Source organism: Gordonia sp. SGD-V-85 (genome assembly GCF_001456905.1).
GTDB lineage: Bacteria > Actinomycetota > Actinomycetes > Mycobacteriales > Mycobacteriaceae > Gordonia > Gordonia hongkongensis.
In genome coordinates, this window is sequence record NZ_LNQO01000007.1 from 21,776 (window position 1) to 42,276 (window position 20,501).

Annotated in this window: 19 protein-coding genes; 9 read left to right on the top strand and 10 right to left on the bottom strand. The window is 69.7% G+C overall.

The genetic code is table 11. From position 1 onward, the window contains the following. Positions 1-27 precede the first annotated feature (27 nt). The 5 genes from AS181_RS09985 to AS181_RS10005 all read left to right on the top strand — a co-directional run bounded on the left by AS181_RS09985 (position 28) and on the right by AS181_RS10005 (position 5,920). Positions 28-723: a HEAT repeat domain-containing protein gene (locus AS181_RS09985; protein ID WP_058251452.1), complete on the top strand. Its 696-nt coding sequence runs from the start codon at positions 28-30 to the stop codon at positions 721-723. Positions 724-725: 2 nt separating this feature from the next. Then, a complete protein-coding gene (locus AS181_RS09990; RefSeq protein ID WP_058251453.1) occupies positions 726-1,715 on the top strand; it encodes a HEAT repeat domain-containing protein in 990 nt (329 codons plus the stop codon). A 114-nt stretch (positions 1,716-1,829) separates the two neighbouring features. After that, positions 1,830-3,404 carry a methionine--tRNA ligase gene (gene metG, locus AS181_RS09995; RefSeq protein ID WP_058251454.1) on the top strand — a complete coding sequence of 525 codons (1,575 nt, stop codon included), beginning with the start codon at positions 1,830-1,832 and terminating at the stop codon, positions 3,402-3,404. 15 nt (positions 3,405-3,419) lie between these two features. Next, positions 3,420-4,643 carry an aminodeoxychorismate synthase component I gene (locus tag AS181_RS10000; RefSeq protein WP_058251455.1) on the top strand — a complete coding sequence of 408 codons (1,224 nt, stop codon included), beginning with the start codon at positions 3,420-3,422 and terminating at the stop codon, positions 4,641-4,643. Between the two features lie 29 nt (positions 4,644-4,672). Further along, complete coding sequence (locus tag AS181_RS10005; protein WP_058251456.1) at positions 4,673-5,920, top strand: helix-turn-helix domain-containing protein; 1,248 nt, start codon at positions 4,673-4,675, stop codon at positions 5,918-5,920. Here the strand turns inward: AS181_RS10005 and rsmI are convergent. After that, complete coding sequence (rsmI, locus tag AS181_RS10010; protein WP_058251457.1) at positions 5,844-6,788, bottom strand: 16S rRNA (cytidine(1402)-2'-O)-methyltransferase; 945 nt, start codon at positions 6,786-6,788, stop codon at positions 5,844-5,846. The two genes, AS181_RS10005 and rsmI, sit on opposite strands and share 77 nt — an antisense overlap. Positions 6,789-6,817: 29 nt before the next feature. On the opposite strand from rsmI, the gene AS181_RS10015 reads away from it, so the two are divergent. Next, positions 6,818-8,347, top strand: coding sequence for a glycosyltransferase family 39 protein (locus AS181_RS10015; protein ID WP_058251458.1), 1,530 nt, complete (start codon positions 6,818-6,820; stop codon positions 8,345-8,347). A gap of 24 nt (positions 8,348-8,371) precedes the next feature. Here AS181_RS10015 and AS181_RS10020 read toward each other — a convergent pair whose 3' ends face one another. Beyond that, positions 8,372-8,788, bottom strand: a complete 417-nt coding sequence (locus AS181_RS10020; protein ID WP_058251459.1) for a DUF5313 domain-containing protein — start codon at positions 8,786-8,788, stop codon at positions 8,372-8,374. 91 nt (positions 8,789-8,879) lie between these two features. On the opposite strand from AS181_RS10020, the gene AS181_RS10025 reads away from it, so the two are divergent. Then, positions 8,880-10,193, top strand: a complete 1,314-nt coding sequence (locus tag AS181_RS10025) for an aminotransferase class I/II-fold pyridoxal phosphate-dependent enzyme (protein ID WP_058251662.1) — start codon at positions 8,880-8,882, stop codon at positions 10,191-10,193. Between the two features lie 62 nt (positions 10,194-10,255). Here the strand turns inward: AS181_RS10025 and AS181_RS10030 are convergent, their stop codons facing one another. The 7 genes from AS181_RS10030 to AS181_RS10060 all read right to left on the bottom strand — a co-directional run bounded on the left by AS181_RS10030 (position 10,256) and on the right by AS181_RS10060 (position 17,436). Next, a complete protein-coding gene (locus AS181_RS10030) occupies positions 10,256-12,037 on the bottom strand; it encodes a BCCT family transporter (protein ID WP_175404313.1) in 1,782 nt (593 codons plus the stop codon). Positions 12,038-12,068: 31 nt separating this feature from the next. Continuing rightward, on the bottom strand, positions 12,069-12,455 hold the full coding sequence (locus tag AS181_RS10035) for a GntR family transcriptional regulator (protein WP_231742358.1): 387 nt from the start codon (positions 12,453-12,455) through the stop codon (positions 12,069-12,071). A 13-nt stretch (positions 12,456-12,468) separates the two neighbouring features. Then, positions 12,469-13,701 (bottom strand): arginine deiminase, encoded by a 1,233-nt coding sequence (locus tag AS181_RS10040; RefSeq protein ID WP_058251461.1) that lies wholly within the window; start codon positions 13,699-13,701, stop codon positions 12,469-12,471. 34 nt (positions 13,702-13,735) lie between these two features. Beyond that, the gene (locus tag AS181_RS10045; protein ID WP_058251462.1) at positions 13,736-14,965 is read right to left on the bottom strand and encodes an MFS transporter; all 1,230 of its coding nucleotides are present in this window, start codon (positions 14,963-14,965) and stop codon (positions 13,736-13,738) included. Then, positions 14,962-15,990 carry a patatin-like phospholipase family protein gene (locus tag AS181_RS10050; protein ID WP_058251463.1) on the bottom strand — a complete coding sequence of 343 codons (1,029 nt, stop codon included), beginning with the start codon at positions 15,988-15,990 and terminating at the stop codon, positions 14,962-14,964. Before AS181_RS10050 ends, AS181_RS10045 begins: the two co-directional genes overlap by 4 nt. 56 nt (positions 15,991-16,046) lie before the next feature. Continuing rightward, positions 16,047-16,496: a redox-sensitive transcriptional activator SoxR gene (gene soxR, locus AS181_RS10055; RefSeq protein ID WP_058251464.1), complete on the bottom strand. Its 450-nt coding sequence runs from the start codon at positions 16,494-16,496 to the stop codon at positions 16,047-16,049. Positions 16,497-16,572: 76 nt separating this feature from the next. After that, positions 16,573-17,436, bottom strand: a complete 864-nt coding sequence (locus tag AS181_RS10060; protein WP_058251664.1) for a universal stress protein — start codon at positions 17,434-17,436, stop codon at positions 16,573-16,575. Between the two features lie 203 nt (positions 17,437-17,639). Between AS181_RS10060 and AS181_RS10065 the strand changes: the two genes are divergently transcribed. Both AS181_RS10065 and AS181_RS10070 read left to right on the top strand, forming a co-directional pair. After that, a complete protein-coding gene (locus tag AS181_RS10065; RefSeq protein ID WP_058251465.1) occupies positions 17,640-17,945 on the top strand; it encodes a hypothetical protein in 306 nt (101 codons plus the stop codon). 90 nt (positions 17,946-18,035) lie between these two features. Then, complete coding sequence (locus AS181_RS10070) at positions 18,036-19,610, top strand: serine/threonine protein kinase (protein WP_058251466.1); 1,575 nt, start codon at positions 18,036-18,038, stop codon at positions 19,608-19,610. Positions 19,611-19,688: 78 nt separating this feature from the next. Here the strand turns inward: AS181_RS10070 and AS181_RS10075 are convergent, their stop codons facing one another. Further along, a complete protein-coding gene (locus AS181_RS10075) occupies positions 19,689-20,501 on the bottom strand; it encodes a protein kinase domain-containing protein (RefSeq protein ID WP_058251467.1) in 813 nt (270 codons plus the stop codon).

The window sequence follows — 20,501 nt, forward strand, 5'->3', positions numbered from 1 at the left end:
GATGGGTGGCGAAGGAGGTGGTCGACGATGACCGACCAGACAACCCACGCGTCCGACCCTGCCCTGCTGGCGGCGCTCGCCGCCGACGACGCCTCGACGAGGCTGCGGGCCGCGATGGCGGCGGGCAGCAACCCGCATCCCGGCTACGCCGAGGAGCTGATCCGACGCTGCGGCGTCGAGCCGGATTTCTTCGTGCGGGACATGCTGACCTGGGCCCTCACGCGGTTGCCCGCCGATCTCACGGTTCCCGGACTCGTGACCGAGCTGGGGTCGGCGTCCCCACAGGCGCGGGCCCAGGCCCTGCACACCCTGTCGAAGATCGGGGATCGATCGGCGTGGACGTCGATCACCGTCGCGCTCCTGCACGACACGGACGACGAGGTGGCGCGCGCCGCGTGGCGGACCGCCGTCGGCCTGGTCCCGTCCGGGCGGGAGACCTGGCTCGCGAACGAACTGGCCGGCGAACTCGGTCGTGGGAGCACGGACGTACAGCGGAGTCTGAGCCGTGCCCTGGCCGGGCTCGGGGGCTCTGCCGCCGGACCATTGACCGCCGCGAAGAAGCGCGGTGATCTGACGGTACGGGCACACGTGGCCGCCACCGAGCGGTTGATCGACGACCCGGACAGCGACTTCGCCGCTGCGTTGGAGTACGCGACACGGTTGGTGAACAGCGATGCCGCGGCGGAGGATTCGTCGACGATCGAGTCAGAGGACGGTACATAGCGGTGCTGATCGGCGAGGTGGCGCGGCATACCGGCCTGAGCAACCGGATGCTGCGCCACTATGACTCGCTCGGACTCGTCCGGCCAACGGGCCGGACGTCGGGCGGTTATCGCGAATACTCCGACGCCGACCTCGAGCGGCTCATGCATGTCGAGAGTCTCCGCTCGCTCGGACTGTCGCTGCGGGAGGTGGGACTCGCGCTCGACGACCCGGAGTTCGCGCCGGACTCGCTCATGGACCGGCTCGTCGACGACACGAAGGCGAGGATGGCCGCCGACGCGCAGCTCCTCGAGCGCCTGCAGCATGTCCGCGCCACGGGCGCCGCCGACTGGTCGTCGGTGCTGGGCGTGATCGGTCTGCTCCGTGCGGTCCAGTCCGAACTCGCGGCCCTTCGTCAGCAGGCCGCACTGCTCGCCGGGGAGGTGGGCGTGTCCGGGGATTCGCTGGCCGACGCGCTGCTGGCCGAGACCGATCCCAACGTCGCCGGCGCGCTGCGCTGGGCCCTCGCGCAGCGGCCGGGCGGCGTCGAGCGTCTCGCCACCGGCGCGTCGGACCCCGACCCGTCGATCCGACGCCGAGCGGTCACCGCCCTCGCCGCCGTCGACGAGACCCCGGAGGTCGCCTCGGTGTTGCGCGGCCTGCTCGACGACCCCGACACCGTGGTCCGACGCATCGCCGCCCTGACCCTCGGGCGTCGCGGTGTCGCCGCTGCGGTCGACGCACTGGTCGAGCTCATCGCAGCCGGCGACCGGGACGTCGAGGCCGCCGAGATCCTCGCCGGCCACGAGGCACATCGAGAACGGATCGTCGACCTGCTCGTCGACCGCCTGGGCGCCGACCCGGACGCGGCCGTCCGATCGAGGCTGGTGCAGGCGCTCGCCGAAATCCCCGGTACCGCATCGACTTCGGCGCTACAGGTGTACATCCATGATGCCGACGACATGGTCGCCCGGACAGCGGTCGTGATTCTGGACCAGCGACCGGTGGACTGAGCGTCAGGTTCCATGAGCCGCAAACCCACTCCATTTCCGTAAACCCACGACCGACCGAATCGGCCGGACCGGAATTGGGTCCGGTCGCGCGCGGTCGGTAGTCTGTTGGGCACTATGGCACCCGATCTGACCAGCCCTGATCCGTCCGGCGCGTCCCACGGCGGCGGACGCCCGTACTACATCACCACCGCGATCGCCTACCCCAACGGCGCTCCGCACATCGGGCACGCCTACGAGTACATCTCCGCCGACGCGCTCGCACGGTTCAAGCGGCTCGACGGGTTCGACGTCCGGTTCCTGACCGGTACCGACGTCCACGGGCAGAAGATGCAGCAGACCGCCGCTGCGGAGGGCATCCCCACCGCAGAACTGGCCAAGCGGAACTCCGACCGATTCCAGGCCCTGCAGGAACGCCTCGGGTCCAGCTTCGAACGCTTCATCCGCACCTCCGACGAGGACCACAAGCGGGCGTCGGAGGAACTGTGGAAGCGGATGAGCGACCGCGGCGACATCTACCTGGACAAGTACTCGGGCTGGTACGACGTCCGGGACGAGACCTTCTACGCCGAGGCGGACACCCGGGTCGACGAATCCGGCGACCGCGTCGCGACCGACACCGGACACGTGCTCACCTGGACCGAGGAGGAGACCTACTTCTTCCGGCTCTCGGCATACCAGGACAAACTGCTGGAGCTCTACGAGTCCCAGCCGGAGTTCGTCGGCCCCGATGTCCGGCGCAACGAGGTCATCAGTTTCGTCAAGGGCGGTCTCACCGATCTGTCGGTGTCGCGCACGACCTTCGACTGGGGCGTCCCGGTGCCCGGCCATCCCGAACACGTCATGTACGTGTGGGTCGACGCCCTGACCAACTACCTCACGGGCGTCGGATTCGTCGACGACCCGGAGGCCTTCGCACGCTTCTGGCCGGCCGACCTGCACATCATCGGCAAGGACATCATCCGGTTCCACTGTGTCTACTGGCCCGCGTTCCTGATGAGCGCCGGCGTCGAACTGCCGAAGCGGGTGTTCGCGCACGGATTCCTGTTCAACAAGGGCGAGAAGATGAGCAAGTCGGTCGGCAACGTCGTCGACCCGGAGAACCTCATCGACGAGTTCGGGCTCGACCCGGTGCGGTTCTTCTTCCTCCGCGAGGTGTCCTACGGACAGGATGGTTCGTACTCCGCCGAGGCGATCGTGTCGCGCATCAACGCCGACCTCGCCAACGAGTTCGGCAACCTGACCCAGCGCACCTTGTCGATGATCGGCAAGTACTTCGACGGCACCCTGCCGGCACCGGGCGAACTCACCGACGTCGACACCGCGCTCCTCGCCCGTGCCGACTCCCTGCTCGACGCCGTGCGAGCCCACATCGACAACCAGGCCATCCACCTGGCGCTGGAGACCTTGTGGGCGACGCTGGCCGAGACCAACCGGTACATCTCGGCACAGGAACCGTGGAAGCTGGCCAAGACCGATCTCGAGCGCACCGGCACGGTTCTCTATGTCTGCGCCGAGGTCGTGCGCATCGTCGCGCTCCTGAGCCAGCCGGTCATGCCTGAATCGTCCAACAAGATCCTCGATCTGCTCGTCGCCGACGTCGATCGTCAGTTCACTGCGGTCGCCACCCGGCTCGAACCGGGAACCGTGCTGCCGAAGCCGACTCCGGTGTTCCCGCGATACGAGAACTGACCTCGCACACTCCGTATGGTCGCGTCGAACGGGGTGGGATCTGCGTTGCCCGGCCCGGTTGCGGCAGCGCCGGCGCTCGACGTGCTCCGCGCCCTGCACGCCGAGACCGCCGCCCGTCGCCTGCCGCCGCCCGCCGCGCTGATCGGTGACTGGTACGACGCCGACGCGGTCATCGCACCGTCGGTCGCGCTGACGCCCGGCTGCCTCCCGCCCGACGATCCCGACCGGTTCTGGTTCGGCTACCTCGGGTTCCCGGTGCGGCCGGACGAGGCGCCGTTGCCGGCGAACGTCGGCGGGCACACCGACGGCGTGCTCGTGCTCCGCGACGGCCGATGGGAGTCCGTCGGCACCGGCATCCCCGACTGGGTGACGGCGACCATCCGTGCCGCCGGCGACCGTTCCTCGGCCCGGCCGAGCGCCACCACCCCACTGTCGGCGACGGAATGGCATGCCCCCGAGCGGGTTCCGCACCTCGCCGCCATCGCGAGATGCCTCGACGCGATCCGGGACGGCGAGGTCTACCAGGCCTGTGTGTGCACCCGCTTCACCGGAACGCTCAGCGGCGACCCCGTCGACTTCTTCACCGAACTCGCGGGCGCCACCGCACCGGCGAAAGCCGCTTTCCTACAAGGTGACTGGGGAACAGTGGCGAGCCTGTCGCCGGAGACGTTCCTGCGCCGGACCGGCAACATCATCACGTCGTCGCCGATCAAGGGCACCCTGCCCGCGCACGCCGACCCCGACGCGTTGGCGGCGTCGGCCAAGGACATCGCCGAGAACATCATGATCGTCGACCTGGTCCGCAACGATCTGGGACGCATCGCGGTGACCGGCAGCGTGCGGGTACCCGAGCTCCTGTCGGTCGTGCCCGCCCCGGGCGTCTGGCACCTCGTCTCGCGGGTGGAGGCCATCGTGGCACCGGGCACGGGCAACGACGCCGTTCTCGCGGCGACGTTCCCGCCGGCGTCGGTCACCGGCACCCCGAAGCTGCGGGCGATGGAACTCCTCGACGACTGGGAGGCCGATGCTCGCGGTGTGTACTGCGGGGCCATCGGCATGGCCGGACCCGACCGCGCCCTCGATCTCAACGTCGCCATCCGGACCGTGGAGATCGCACCCGACGGGGCCCTCGCCCTCGGTGTTGGCGGTGGGATCACCATCGATTCCGACCCGGCCCGGGAATGGCAGGAGTGCCTCGACAAGGCCGCGAGCATCGTGGGGTCGCGCGGATCGGCATGATCGAGTGCCGCTTTGGGTACGATTCCGCCATGACTGTGCCCATCCGGTCGTCCACCGATCTCGCGGTGCTCGATCGTGATCTGCGCCGTGACCACGATGCCTTCATGTCGGGCGGCACCCCGCGTGCCGAGGTCCCGGGGGATGTCGTCGAATCATGGGGTCGTGTCCGGTCGGGTCGACACCGGTCCACCGTCGACACGCACGATCCGGGCCACATCTCCGACGACGAACTCGAGACACGCCGGGCCGCGCACCCGCTACGGGACGCGGTGCAGCCGCTGCAGCGTCTGTTCGCCCAGTCGGCGGACGACGCATCGATGACCCTGGGCGTGTTCGACGCGGACGGCGTGCTGCTGTGGCGGGGAGGTTCGGCGTCGGTTCTCCCGGAGGCCGATCGACTCGACCTCGTCGAGGGCAGCCGCTGGGACGAGAACTCCACCGCGACCACGGCCGTGGGCCTCGCGGTTCATCTCCAGCGCCCGACCCGGTTGTTCGGCGCCGAGCACTACTACAGTTCGCTGCACGGACTCTTCTGCACCGCGGTGCCGGTGCACGACCACCGCACCGGCGACATGATCGCCATCGCCGGCCTGGCGGGCCCGGCCATGGAGATGCAGCCGGCGGCATCGGCGTTCACCTCGGCGCTGGCCGCACTCGGCGAACACGAGATCACCCTCGCCCACCAGCGAGAGCTCGCCGAACTCCGGTTTTCCGGCCAGGCGCAGTTGGCCGGCCTGCACGGACCGGGACTGCTCATCGACGACGACGGGTGGGTGGCCGAAGGCCGCGGCTGCACCCCGCCCGTGCGCGTCGCGGTCCCGACGGACGACATGCGTCAGTTCGTGCCGGGACTGGGGATCTGTGTGGTCGAACGTCTCGGCCGCGGATGGCTGGTGCGTCCGGCGGGTCCGTCCGGCCCGGTCCTGGCCGAGCTCTCCCTCGACGGTGAGCCGACGGTCACGGTGACCGGCGACGGTGAACCGTGGCGCACCGTCCTGACCCGTCGCCACGCCCAGATCCTGCTGTTGCTCGCCGACGCCGGCGAGCAGGGCCTCACCTCACAGCGGTTGAGCCAGCTGCTCTTCGGCGACGACGGCCACACGGTGAGCGTGCGCGCCGAACTGTCGCGGCTGCGCCGGGTGGTCGGCGCGCTCGTCTCGAGCCGCCCCTACCGCCTCGCGCCGCGGGTGGAGTTGCGCGTCAGCCCGGATCAGCTCGACGTCTTTCGAGCACCTGCTGGTAGACGTCGCGTCGAGAGGCAGCGGAACCCTGCGTGACCGCGGCGCAGGCGTCTTTGAGGCGCATGCCGCCGGCCACGAGTTCCTCGGCTCGATCGGCGAGGTCGTCGATGTCGGGTTCGGCCGCGACCGCACCCGCGATCACGACGGTGATCTCGCCGCGGACGCCCCCACTCGCCCATTCCGCGAGTTCGGCGAGTCCGCCGCGCCGGACCTCCTCGTAGGTCTTGGTCATCTCACGGCACACCGCCGCGCGACGGTCCGGACCGAGGATCTCGGCCGCGGCCGCCAGCGTGTCGGCGAGCCGGTGCGGCGATTCGAAGAAGACCGCGGTCCGGGGCTGGGACACCAGTTCGCGCAGCCACGCGGCCCGGGCGCCGGGCTTGCGGGGAGCGAACCCTTCGAAACAGAACCGCTCGGAGGGCAGTGCCGACACCGCGAGGGCCGTCGTCACCGCCGACGGTCCGGGCAGTGCCGTGACCGGTAGTCCGGCGTCCGCGCATGCCACGACGACGCGGTATCCGGGATCGCTGACCGACGGCATCCCGGCGTCGGTGATGAGCAGTACGGTCTGCCCCTCGGCGATCGCGCTGACGAGACCCGGCGTACGGGCGGCCTCGACCTGGTCGTAGTAGCTGACCAACCGCCCGCCGATCTCGACATCGAGCGCCGCGGCCAGCGCACGGGCGCGACGGGTGTCCTCGGCGGCGACGATGTCCGCGGTCCGCAGCGCCGCACGCAGACGCGGCGAGGCGTCGTCGACCTGTCCCATCGGGGTGGCCGCCAACACCAGCCGGCCGCGCGCGTCCGACGAGTGACCGGGACCGGGATCGGCGTCCCCGGTGGCGTCACGAGACACGGTCGTATCGTCGTCGAGCTGGGGCGAGTCGGACTGGGCGGCGTTCATCGACAGCCAGCTTACGAGGGACCACTAGGATCGATCGGGTGCCACCTCGCCTGGGCCCGGACGTGCCCGCACCGCTCTTCGGTGCCCCCGACCGCGGGCGTGGACTCCTCGTCGGCGTGGTCATCGCATTGCTGGCCACCATCACCCGCTTCTGGGCCCTGACCCACCCCACCGACAAGGGCACGCCGGTCTTCGACGAGAAGCACTACGTCCCGCAGGGCTGGCAGGTGCTGACCGGCGGCAACTGGATCGAGGACAACCCGGCGTACGGCCTCGTCGTGCATCCGCCGGTCGGCAAGTGGATGCTGGCCGCCTCGGAGGCGGTCTTCGGTTACGGCCCGCTCGGATGGCGCGTCGCACCGGCCATCTCGGGCGTCCTCATCGTCGTGTTGATCTACTGTGCGGTTCGGCGGCTCACGCGTTCGACGCTCGTCGGAGCGATCGCGGGTGTGTTCGCGATCTGCGACGGCGTGCTGTTCGTGCAGTCCCGGATGGGCATGCTCGACATCTTCCAGACGGAGTTCATCGTGGCCACCTTCGCCGCGCTCGTCGCCGACCGCGACCAGGTGCGGGCGCGTATGGACCGCGTGTACCGCGAGGGCCGCATCGCCGACAGTCCCTTCGGGCCGCGCCTCGGCTTCCGGTGGTACCGGTTCGTCGCCGGCGTGATGCTGGGGCTCAACTGCGGCACCAAGTGGTCGGGCATCTACTACGTCATCTTCTTCACCGCACTGGCGATCGGCTTCGACGTCGCCGCCCGCCGGGCGTACCACGTGCAGCGCCCCTGGGTGGGCACCCTGGTGCGCGACGTCGTACCGAGCGGCGCGAGCCTCGCGGTGATGCCGGTCGTCATCTACTTCCTGACCTACCTGCCCTGGTTCAACAGCGAGACGGCCGTCTACCGCTATCAGGTGGGCAACATGATCGGTACCGACGGACCGTTCGCCTGGGTCCCGGGCGCCTGGCGATCGCTGTGGTACTACGAGTCGGGAATCCTCGAATTCCATTCGGGGCTGACCAATTCGGCGGGCAACCAGCATCCGTGGGAGTCCAAGCCGTGGACGTGGCCGATGAGCCTGCGCCCCATGCTGTACGCGCTCGAGAACGGTCCCGACCAGTGCGGCGCGGGCGAGTGCGTGCGCGCGCAGATGCTGATCGGGTCACCGGCTCTCTGGTGGCTGGCCTTGCCGATGCTGCTGTGGGGACTGTGGTCGTGGATCGTGCGGCGTGACTGGCGGTACGCGGCGGTCCTGGTCGGCTACCTCGCCGGGATCCTGCCGTGGTTCCTCGCCCTGGACCGGCAGATGTACTTCTTCTATGCGACCGTGCTGGCGCCGTTCCTGGTGATGGGCCTCGCGCTGTGCTGCGGCGACCTGCTGCGTTCGGCCGCGGCGACTGCCCGCGCCCGGCCCGAGCGTCGGGCCCTCGCGATCATGGTGGTGGCGATCTACGTGGGTCTGGTCGTCACCAACTTCGTGTGGTTGTGGCCGATCCTCACCGCTTCCCCGATCTCGCCCGGACTGTGGCGGCAGCAGATCTGGCTGCCGAGCTGGGGCTGAGCAACCGTGACGCGGCCTGGCCCCCTACCGGGAGACGGACACCGGCCGGCCGTTCTCGCCGCGGTATTTCCGGTGGTACTCGGCGTACAGGTCGGCGTTCTTCACACGATCGACGGCGTTGACGAGCTCGGGGTCCAGTCCGTGCTGGACCAGTCGGTAGCGACGGTAGACCCGGTTCAGGGCGATGGAGAAGAACAGGTACGACAGCAGGATCGGCATCGTCATGGTGATGCGCACTCCCCACGGGGCGGGGACGAACAACATCGGCAGCAGGAGCAGGATGCACGGTATCGACCACCGGGCGACCATCCGCACGGACGCACCGGGACCGGCGAGGTCGTTGCGCACCCAGTCCGTCATCGAGGCGGGCAGTCGCCCGCCGTACCAGTAGGCAACCTGGCGACCCCAGGTCGGACGGGCGGATTCGGGACTTCGGTTCATGGCGCACAACTCCTGGTCTCGGTGCCGTGCGACCACCGTAGCATTTGTCCTAGGACAAAAGAACGTGATCTTGATCGGCAGGGAGGTCGTGGTGAGCGTCGTGATCACCGGGCAGACGGTGCAGGCCATCGTCCAGAGCGTGCGAGACGCCATCGTCTCCGGCCGTCTGCGACCGGGCGACTCATTGCCGCCGATCCGTGAACTCGCAGCCGAGTTGGGAGTCAACCGCAACACCGTGGCCGCTGCGTACCGGCAGCTCGTCTCGGTGGGCGCCGCCGACACCCGCGGCCGGGGCGGAACGGTGGTCGCCGACCGGCTCCACCCCGGCAGTGAACTCGCCGCTCCCGCGGACACCATCGACCTCGCCGATGGCAATCCCGATCCCGATCTCCTGCCCGACCTGCGCGCCGCGATCGCCGCGGCCCCCTACCGACCGACGATGTACGGAACCGCCGCGGTGGCGCCGGCACTGCGGGAGGCGGCGTCGGTGCTGTTCGGGGAGCACCCGCAACGGGGGGAACTCATCGCGACCCACGGAGCCGTCGACGCGATGGAGCGGCTGCTGAACACCCACCTCGTCCGCGGCGACTGCGTCGCAGTGGAGAATCCGTGCTTCCTCGCCAGCGTCGGCACGATCCGTGTCAACGGGTACCGCGCGCTCCCCATGGAGCTCGACGAGCACGGCATGCGCCCCGATCATCTGGCGCGGGCGCTCGGTGCGGGCGCCCGAGCGGTCATCGTCACCTGCCGCGGTCACAACCCCGGCGGGATCGCCCTCTCCGCGGCTCGTGCCGATGAACTACGCACGGTTCTCGAGCGATACCCCGAGGTGCTCGTCATAGAAGACGACCACTTCTCACTCCTGTCGGTTCGCGACTATCAGCGGGTGATCCCGGACAACAGCCGACACTGGGCGGTCGTCCGGTCCGTCGCGAAATTCCTGGGTCCGGATCTGCGGGTCGCGCTCGTCGATGCCGACCCGACCACGGCCGCCGCGCTCGACGCCCGGCTGCGTTCCGGCCGCCCCTGGGTCAGCCACCTGCTGCAGACCACCGCGGCGCATCTGCTCACCGATCCGGCGACGACCGCGCTCATCGCCACCGCACGCCTCGAATACGCCCGTCGCACACGACTTCTCATCGACGTGCTCGATGCCCGGGGGGTGGCGTCGACCATGGGACCGCCCGACGGGATCAACGTGTGGGTCGATCTTCCGCCCGAGGTGCCCGCGGAGCGGGTCGGCGTCGAACTGGCGCGCCTGGGGTGGGCCGTGCAACCCGGGACGGTATTCGCCGTCGACGGGGCCGAGCAGCGAAATGGTCTGCGCGTCACCACCTCCCGGCTCGACCGGGCGACCGCGAAGACCTTCGGCACAGCGCTCGCCGGGGCGGTCGGACACGGCTGAGGACCCACCGACCCGACGACGACTCACCCACCGGGATCGGTTGCCGACCCCGGTGGGGGTTGTCACACCGTCGGTCCGGTCAACCGGTCGGTGCCGTGAGTGCCTTTGTCCCGAGGCTCGTCGTCCGGCCCCGGGTCGACCGTCGGCTCGGCGGGCGCCGATCCGTTTGCCTGGTCGACGTAGTCGGGGTCGATCTTCTCGAGGTGTCGTATCGCGTCGGCATCGATCGCCTCGAGCTCCCCGGTCGCGATGGCGTTGGCCTGTTCCCGGACATGCTCGTCGACCTGAGCGGTCAGCACGTGGCGGGAGACGATCAGCGGATCGTGTCGGAGGTCGAGATAGAGCGACAGACACATGCCGATCATCACCACGACGAACGGCAACGCGGCGATGATCGCCATCGTCTTGATGCCGTCGAGGGCGTCGTCGCCGCTGATGGCCAGCAGGAGCGCAGCCACGACACCGGTCTGCACACCCCAGAACACGGTGAGGGGACGCGACGGGTGTTCGACGCCGCGCTGCGAGAGAGTGCCCATCACGAGGGACGCGGAGTCGGCGCCGGAGACGAAGAAGATGCCGACCAGGATCATCACCAGCGCCGAGGCCACCCCGGTCCACGGCAGGTGGGCGAGCACGTCGAACAGCGTGCTCTCACTGGCCGCGGTGGCCGGATCGAACGCCAGGGTGCCCTCGATGTCCTGATGGATCGCGGTACCGCCGAAGACGCAGAACCAGACCAGCGAGACCGTCGTGGGTACCACCATCACACCGATCACGAACTCGCGGATAGTGCGGCCGCGGCTGATCTTCGCGAGGAACAGACCCACGAACGGGGTCCAGGACACCCACCACGCCCAGTAGAAGATCGTCCAGTCCGCCAGCCACTGATGACCCTCCTCGGTCATGATCGTGGCGTCCGAGCGGGCTGCGAAGCTCGTCAGATCGGTGAAGTAGGCGCCGAGGGTCGTCGGCAGCAGGTTCAGGATGAAGATAGTCGGTCCGACGACGAACACGAATAGTGCCAGCACGATGGCGAGCACCATGTTGATGTTGGACAGCCACTGGATGCCGCGCGCGATCCCCGACACGGCCGACGCGACGAACGCGGCGGTGAGGATGGCGATGATCGCGACCAGCAGCATCTTCGTCGGCTCGTTGACCCAACCGAGGGTGTCGAGTCCCGATCCGATCTGCAGCGCGCCGAGGCCGAGTGATGCCACCGTCCCGAACAGCGTCGCGAAGATCGCGAGGATGTCGATGATCTTCCCGCCCGGGCCGTTGGCCACCCGCGGTCCGAGGAGCCGGGTGAACACCGCGCTCATCAACTGGGTCCGGCCCAGCCGGTACGTGCTGTAGGCCAGCGCCAGCCCGACGACCGCGTACATGGCCCACGGGTGGAAGCCCCAGTGGAACATCGTCGTCGCCATGGCCGCGCGGATGTCGTCGGAGCCGATCTCCGGTGGCGGACTGGCGAAGTGGTAGAGCGGCTCGTAGGCACCGAAGAACATGAGGCCGATGCCCATGCCGGCACTGAACATCATGGCGATCCAGCTCACGGTGCGGAACTGCGGCTTCTCCCCGGTGCGGCCGAGCGGAATCCGGCCGTACTTGGACACGGCAAGGAACACCGCGAAGATCACGAAGCCGGTGGCGGAGAGGATGAACAGCCAGCCGAGGTTCTTGGTGATCCAACCCAGCACCTCGGTGGTCGTCGTGTTGAGACTCTCCTTGTCCCCGATCCCCCAGATCACGAACGCGATGACCAGTACCGCGGTGACCGTGAAGACCACCGGGTCCAGTGTCTGCTTCGGACGCCCGGTGATCACATCCTGTTCACTTGTCATTCGTCAAGCCAATCAATCTCGGTTCAGGTATTCAAGTTCGCCCGAGCGCACGGTTGAGTATCTCAACGATCACGGGATCGTCCAGGCCCAGCTCGCGAGCGGTTTCGACGTACTGCTTGGCAGCCGCGAAACCCGCGTCGAGCGCATCGTGGCGACCCGCCTTGATGAACGAGCCCTGCCGCCCGCGGGTCTCGATGACGCCGGCCGCCTCGAGTTCCCGATAGCTCCGCGCGACCGTGTTGGCGGCCACGCCGAGCCGCGAGGCGAGCGCCCGGACCGTCGGCAGACGCTCGCCGCTGAGCAGTTCGCCGGACTCGATGAGCTCGATGATGCCGACTCGTACTTGCTCGAAGGGCGGCCGGTCGGAGGCCGGGTCGATCTGCAGTGCGTCGAGCGCCACCGGGGTGTCGGGGGTCACCGGATACTCCTCCTCACCGGGGATCACGGGCCAACGGACACGACATGCACCGCGGCCCACCGCGGCCCGATCCCAGTTCCCGACCCTCGATCTCGATGACCTCGATGCCCGAGTCCCGGAGTCGCCGGTTGGTCTCCACGTTCCGGTTGTAGGACACCACCACCCCGGGCGCGAGGGCGAGGGTGTTGTTGCCGTCGTCCCACTGCTCCCGCTCGGCCGTCACCGGATCGAGCCCGGTGTCGATGACACGCAGCTTGGTGATGCCCATCGCCTCGGCGGCGGCGTCGACGAAGGGCCGCTCCCCGGTGATCCGGACCGCGTCGGTCGCGGCGTCGTGCACGAGGGTGAATGCGGACATGGTGTCGCGGATGTTGGGATACATCACCACGGCGTCGGTGTCGACCATCGTGCAGACGGTGTCGAGGTGCATGAAGGCGCGCGACTGCTCGATCGGCACCGCCAGCACTGTGTGCGCCAGGTGGTCGTCGAACAGACTGCGCGCCAGTGCTTCCGCCCCGGCGGGCGTCGTCCGTTCGCCGACCCCGACGGCCACCACACCGGCGGCGAGCAACAGCACGTCACCGCCTTCGATGGGCGCGACCTGCGATTCGTAGGCCCGCCGCGCCCCGGTGAATCGCGGGTGGTGGGCGTAGATGAGATCGGTCAGTGACGTCTCCCGCGCGCGGGCGGGAAGCGCGAGCGAGGTGATCGCGAACCGGCCGCCGATCCAGAACGAACTGTCGCGGGTGAACAGCAGATTCGGCAGCGGTTCGATCGCGAACTCGGGTCCGTGGTGCATCCGCCGCACGAGCGAGGACCGCTCGGCAGAGGGTGTGATCGGCAGCTCGTCGAACGTCATGCCGGCCGTCAGCACGTACGCGAGGTCGGTCGGCGACAACCCTCGCAGATGGGTCGCGAGATCTTCCGCGAGGTGTGTGCCCAGCCGCCGCGCGCTCACCGCGGCGGCGATGCCCTGGATGCGGGCCGCACCGCTGTGCGCGATGGTCTCGGCGAGCAGGTCACCGAGGAGATAGACGTCGATTCCCCGCTCGCGCAGCACCTCTGCGAAGGCGTCGTGCTCCTCCTGCGCACGCCCGACCCACGGCAGCCCGTCGAACAGGAGCTGGTCGCTGTTACGCGGGGTGAGCCGGCGCAACTCGTCGCCCGGGCGGTGCAGCATGACCGCTCGCAGGGTGCCGACCTCCGAGTCGGCGCCGAGGGCGTAGTCGTAGGCGGGCGCGGTCATCGCTCAACCGTAATTCGTCGTCCGCCCGCGCACATCACTCATCGTCTGCGCGGGCCTTCGTGTCGGTCGGAGTCATCGTCGGACCGTCGCCCACGATCACCGGCGCGGTCTCACGCGCGAAGATCCACAGGACCAGCGCCACCGCGGCCACCACCCCGGTCAGCACGAACGCCGGCCCGAAGCCGACCCGATCGGCGACGAATCCCACGATCACCGGACCGGTGACGGCACCGAGGTCCGACGACATGCCATAGGCCGCCAACGCCGAACCGCCTTGCTGACGGTTGCCGAGGACATCGGCGAGAGCGGCTTGATGGGTGGGTGCGAACAGTCCCGAGCCCACCCCGGCGACCACCGACAACGCCAGTGCGACGCCCACGTTCGGCGAGAACCCGAGCGCGATGGTGGCGACGACGGTGATGACGAGTCCGGGCAGCATGATGGGTCGCCGTCCGAACCGGTCCGACAGACGGCCCGCGATCAGGATCGCCAGTACGTTGCCCGCGGCGTAGATCGCCAGCACGATTCCCGCCATTCCCGCTCCGGCACCGAGACTCTCGGTGATGAACAGCGGCACCACCGCGACCCGGACCCCCATCGACGCCCAGCCCTGGGTGAAGTTGGACGCGAGGATCGCCCGGTAGGCGCTGTCGCGCAAGGCGGTCCGGAAACCGATCAGCCCGCCCGTCGGGCCGTCGGCCTGATCCGGCGCGATCACTTCCCGCAACTGGGTGGCCACCACCGTCGACGCGACGAGCAGCGCGACCGCGTACACCACGAACGGGACCCGGAGTCCGAAGCCGACCAGCGCCGCCCCGATGAGCGGACCGGTGATGCTGCCGATGAGGAACCCCGCCGAGAAGAAGCCCGACACGCGACCGCGAATGTCGCTCGGCGCCATACGGATCAGCAAGGCCATCGCCGAGATGCTGAACATCGTCGACCCGATGCCGCCGAGACCGCGGAAGATCAGCAGCTGCCAGTAGGACTGGGCGAACGCGCACGCCAGAGTGCTGGCCGCGACGATCAGCAGACCGGTCAGGTAGATGCGCCGCTCGCCGAAGACGGTGACCAACCGTCCCGTTGCGGGCGCGAACGCCAGGCGCATCACCGCGAACGCCGAGATGACCGCGGTCGCGGCGGTGAACGAGACGTTGAAGGTGCGGGCGAAGGTCGGCAGCGCGGGCGCGATGAACCCGTATCCGAGTGCGATGACGACGTTCGCCGACAGCAGCACCCAGATGCCGCGGGGGATCTGCCTCATGGCAGCTCGGGGAGGTCGTCGAGGGCCCGCGCGGTGAGGGTCCGGCCGAGCTCGATCATCTCCGAGGCCTTGTGGAAGTCGAGCGTGCGGACCGTCCGGCGGGGTACCCGGATCAGCACGTCGGGCGGATAGCCGGCGACCTGGTAGCGGGTCAGGGCCTCCTGCATGATGTCGAGCGACCGGCTCAGCACCTCCACGCGTCCCATCCGGGCCGGTTCGTCGACGCCGAACGCGGGCGCCACCTGTTCGGCGGACGGGACGGAGCCGGGCTCGGCCGCGGCATCGACCGCGACGGCGCCGCCACCGGTGGCGGCCACCGCCGCATCGGACGCCGCTGCCTCCTCCGAGGGCATCTCGTGGCCGAGCCGGTCGCGGACCGCGCGGATGAACTCGTTGTCGAGGATCGGCGCCACGTTGCGCCGCAGCAGTCCCCTGGCCTTCTGTTCGCGCGTGGCGCCCGCTTCCGGGCCACCGTCGGAACCGATGATGACGCCGATGGTCACATCGCTGGGCACCGTCGAGGTGGGCGCCACCGGCAGCGGGTCGAGAATCCCGCCGTCGGCCAGCAGCCGCCCACCGTGCTCGTGCGGGCTGATGACGCCCGGGATCGCGATCGACGCACGCAGGGCGTCGGCGAGGACACCGCGCTGGAACCAGACCGCGCGGCCGGCGTTCAGATCGGTGGCGACCGCGGTGAACGGGACGGGCAGGTCCTCGATCGCGGTGTCTCCGAGGATCTCCCGCACCCGCAGCAGGATCCGCTCGGCCCCGATGACGCCCGGCTTGGTCAGCGAGACGTCGAGCAACCGGACGACGTCGAGCTGGGACAGACCCGAGATCCAGTCCACGTAGTCGTCGAGTTTCCCCGCGCAATACAACCCGCCGACGAGAGCACCCATCGACGAGCCGGCGACGGTGACGATCTCGAACCCCCGCGCCTCGAGTTCGGCGATCACCCCGATGTGCGCGTAACCGCGGGCGCCGCCACTTCCCAGAGCCAGCGCCACGCGCGACGGTCGAGCCATGGGCCAACAGTACCGCCGCCTGTTCTGCTCCCCGACATCGCAACTGGCGGAGACGGCTACTGCTCGGTGAGGAGTCGCCGCGGCCCCGGGCCGAGATTGTTCAGTTCGTCGCCGGGGTTGAGGAGATGGCACTCCCCGAGCGACAGGCAACCGCAACCCACGCAGGACCCGATCATGTCCCGCATGTTCTCGAGCAGTGCGATGCGTTGGTTGATGTCGTCCATCCAGCGTTTCGACGCCGCTTCCCACATCGACTTCGGGGGCGACTCGTGGTCGCCCAGTTCGGCGAGCACCTCGCCGATGACCGACAGCGGAATCCCGGCGACCTGCGACGCGCGGATGAATGCGACGCGCCGCAGCATCGCCCGGTGATACCGGCGCTGGTTCCCGGAGGTGCGCCGGCTGAAGATCAGGCCCTGGTCCTCGTAGAAGCGGACCGCCGACGGGGCGATCCCGGCTCGCTGGGCCAGCTCGCCGACCGAGAGCTCCAGCTTCTTCAGCGTCATGGGTCGATGGTATGCGCCACCGACGGCGTCGTCCCCGGTGCGCGACCGGGGACGACGGGCAGCGCTCACCGTGGGGTCAGGTGCGGACGACCATCACCGGGCAGTCGGCGTGGTGCATCACCTTCTGGCTGGTCGAGCCCAGCAGGAGTCCGCGGAAGCCACCCCGGCCGCGACTGCCGACCACGAGCAGCGATGCGTCCGCGCCCGCCTCGTCGAGCAGCGCCTTCGCCGGCTCCTCGGGCAGGACGGACCGTTCGATCGTCACGTCCGGGTAGTCCTGCGCGTATCCGGCGAGGCGCTCGGCGAGCACCTCGACCGCGTCCTGGGTCATCCGCGCCACCTCGTCGGCGCCGATGCCGTACCCGTGGAGCGCGTCCGCGTCGAGCGGGGTCCACGTGTGTACCGCGCGGAGCGGCACATTGCGCAGCGAGGCCTGCCGGAACGCCTCGGCGACCGCGGCATCGCTGACCGGTGAACCGTCGACCCCCACGACCACCGGTCCGTCGGGGTTGCCCTCGGCGGCGACGACCGTGACCCGGCCGTGTGCGTGAGCGGCGACACTGGTGCTCACCGAACCCAGGAAGAGGCCCTTGACGCTGCCGAGACGGCGCGTGCCGACGACGATCATCGCGGCGTCCTTGCCCAGTTCGAGCAGCACGCGCGCGGCGTCGCCGTCGACGATCGAGGTGGCGACCGTCACGCCGGGTGCCGCTTCTTTCGCGGCGTCGGCGGCCGCATGGACCGCGTCGGAGGCGTCCTGGCGGATGGCGTCGACGACGTCCTGCGGGATGATCAGGCCGGGGGCGTAGTCACTCGTGCTGGCGTCGTACGCACCGACGACCTTGAGGTCGAGACCTTCGGCAGCGGCCGCCCGCGCCGCCCAGCGCACCGCGCCCGTGGCCGCGTCCGACCCGTCCACGCCGACGAGTATCGCATTCATGTTGTGGCTCATCTCCTCTGATCGCGACGGCCCCTGGCGGGGTCTTCGGTTCGGCCGCGGGTCGGCCCGGGCTCGCCCCGGACGGCCCGGTATCGGCCCCGGCCCCCATCCTGCCCCGGCGCCGTTGCCGCGGCAATGAGTACGAGGTCCCGACCACCGTCGCTTTCTCCACGATTCGGGCGCCGTGTAACCTGGCGGACACCATGACGTCACCCCTTCCGCAGAACGGCACCAACGACTTTCGCGCAATCATGATCCACATCGGGATCACCGTCGCACTCGGACTCGGGCTGCTGTTCTTCGCGCATGCGTCGTCGGATCCCCTTCAGACCGTGTTGGTCGTCGCCTCTCCCGTCGTGGTTCTCCTGGGCGCGAGCACCATGCTGTACCGCACGTACCGGGTCTGGAAACGCAACGGTCGCTGGCAGGTGTGGCAGGGGGCGGCGTGGTTCCTGTTGTTCTTCTTCATCGTCATGCTGTTCAACTCCGCGCCGGTCCTCTTCGAATGACCCGGGCGGGGTCGCCCGGCGCCTGTTCGCCCCGGTGGACGCCCTCTGACCGGTAGAGTCGGTCCTTTCACGTGAGGTGAGGGAGGCGCCGTGTCCGTCGGTCCGACCCACGACGAACCACTTCCTCCGGGCGCTCTCGTCGGGCGTCACCGCATCGAGCGCCTCCTGCGCAGACGCGTCGCCGGCGCCGACTACCTGGCGACGGCCCCCTATCCGGGGGCGCCCGCCGAGCGCGTGCTGCTCACCGTCGTGGACCGGGCCGCCTCGATCACTCCCGCGTTCGGCAACTGGTTCCGGGATGCGATCGAAAAGGCCTCCGCGATGGCGCATCCCGGGATCGCGCGCATCACCGGACACGGCATCGCCGACGGCCGCGCCTGGGTGGCGGTGGCTCCCGTGCCCGCCTCCGACGCCGCCCTGCTGATCCGGCGCCACCCCGACGGCATCGACATCGATCTGGCGGTGCGCGTCGTCACCGTCGTCGGCGAGGCGCTCGACGCGGCCCATCGCCGGCGCCTGGTCCACGGCAACGTCTCCCCCGCCGACATCCTGCTCAACGGCTCCGCAGACCCGACCGTCGCCGGGGCGTCGGTGCCCGGCGCCGTCACGCTCACCGGTTTCGGCCTCACCGCACCGATAGCGGGCGACGAGATGCCGCACCCGGCAGCCGATGTCGCCTCGTTGGGACGTACCCTCGTCGAAATGCTCACCGGCGCCGGGAGCGAAGCGAGCGGGCCGAATGTGACCGGCACAAGCTCGGTCGCTCGGCACCGGGTGTCGGGTGCAGTGTCGCCGGCGTTCTACGCCGTGCTGGCACGGGCGCTCGACGCCGATTCAGAACACCGATACCGCACCTGCGCAGAATTCGTCCGAGCGGCCGAGCTCGCCCTGCACCTCACCCACTCCGACGACGAACCGCCGACCGAGGTCATCCCCGCCAGCCACCCTGACTCCGAATATGAGTTCGCCGCAACTGATTCCGACACGACGGAGGTCGTGGAAGCGGGGCCGGCCGCCGGCGTCCCACGCGTGTTCCAGCCCGCCGGTCATCCGGATCGGCCGACCGAGGTCGTCACCGACCGTCCGCGGGGGGCCGGGCCGGTGAACCGGCCGTCGACACCCCCACCGTTGGCGCCCCCGCCGACGGCCTCCCCGTCGATGCGTCGACGACGGCTGATCGCGCCGTTCTTCGTCGCCACGGCGATCGTCGCGGTCGTCGTCGGAACGGTGATGCTGCTCGGCGCGCGCACCACACCGCCGCCGTGGCCGGCGGGCGTCGCCCCGATCGCCGCTGCCTTCCCGCAACTCCTGCCGGATACGCCCGAGGCGCCGGGATGGGGAGATGCCGACTGTGAGGCCGTCGTCCGCAACGGCATCGACGGGATCTCGTGCACCGACGCCACGAACGTCGGATTCGTGGTGTGGCACACACCGACGTCACCATCACGCGCTGCCGTCACCACCGGCCTCAAGGGCTACCCCGGGGATGAGATCAGCTGGCGCGACGGTCCGGCGTCGGCGAGCCGGGACAGCGTCGTCGACGGTTGGGTCGTCACCAATTTCACCGGGCCACCGCATGCGCAGTACACCCTGGTGACGACGTGGCCCGGACACACCGGCCGCGAGATCCTCGACGACTGGTGGCGCACGGCGCCGCTCGGCTGACGACCGTGACCGGGACGAAGACCGACCCTTCGTGACGCAGGGAGCAGGGGGGCGAGAACCGCCCGATGACGCCTGTCCTCAACGTCCGCGCAGCCCGTCGATCCGGTCGGCGACCTCCATCGCGGTCGACGGACGGGAGCCGGCGAGGGCGAGACAGTTGGCGATGAGGGTGCGCTCGTCGCGGTCCAGGTTCTCCGAGAGGGCCGGCGGCGTCGACAGCGCCGCCCGGATTGCCAGCAGCGGCTGGGTGTCCGGCACCTCACCGTACACCCCGTCGCCGGTGAGGGCACGGTGCAGACACGCCCCGAGCGACCAGATGTCGGTCGCCCGCGACGGCACATCGCCGGCCAACAATGCAGGGTCCATGTACTGCACCGCCCCGGGCTGGGCGAAGCTCGTGATGGGCTCGTCGGCCGCCAGCACCCGGGCCAGACCGAGATCGGAGATCTTGCCGCCGGTCTCGGTGACCATGATGCTCGACGGCGTGACGTTGGCGTGCGCGATACCGGCTTCGTGCAAGGCGTCCACGCCGCGCGCCGCGTCGGCGATCGCCGCCAGCTTCTCGTCTCGGCTGAGCTCGCGCGCCGGACTGCCCAGCGAGCCGAGCGGGAAATACTCCATCGCATACATGAACTGGCCCTGCAGCACGGCGTCGTAGAGCCCGGCGAGGTAGGGCGACACGACGGCGGCGAACGCCCGCAGTTCGCGTACCCCGCGGCGGTAGGCGTCGTCGCTGCAGACGCCGCCGAAGACCTTCACCACGACGCGGTCGGTGGCCAGGCGCAGTCGCGCGGGGGGTACGGCGAGATAGAACGTGCCGTTGCCCCCCATGCCGAGCTTCTCGAGCACCGTGAAATCCGCCAGCTGCTGCGGGATCTCGACTTCTGGCAT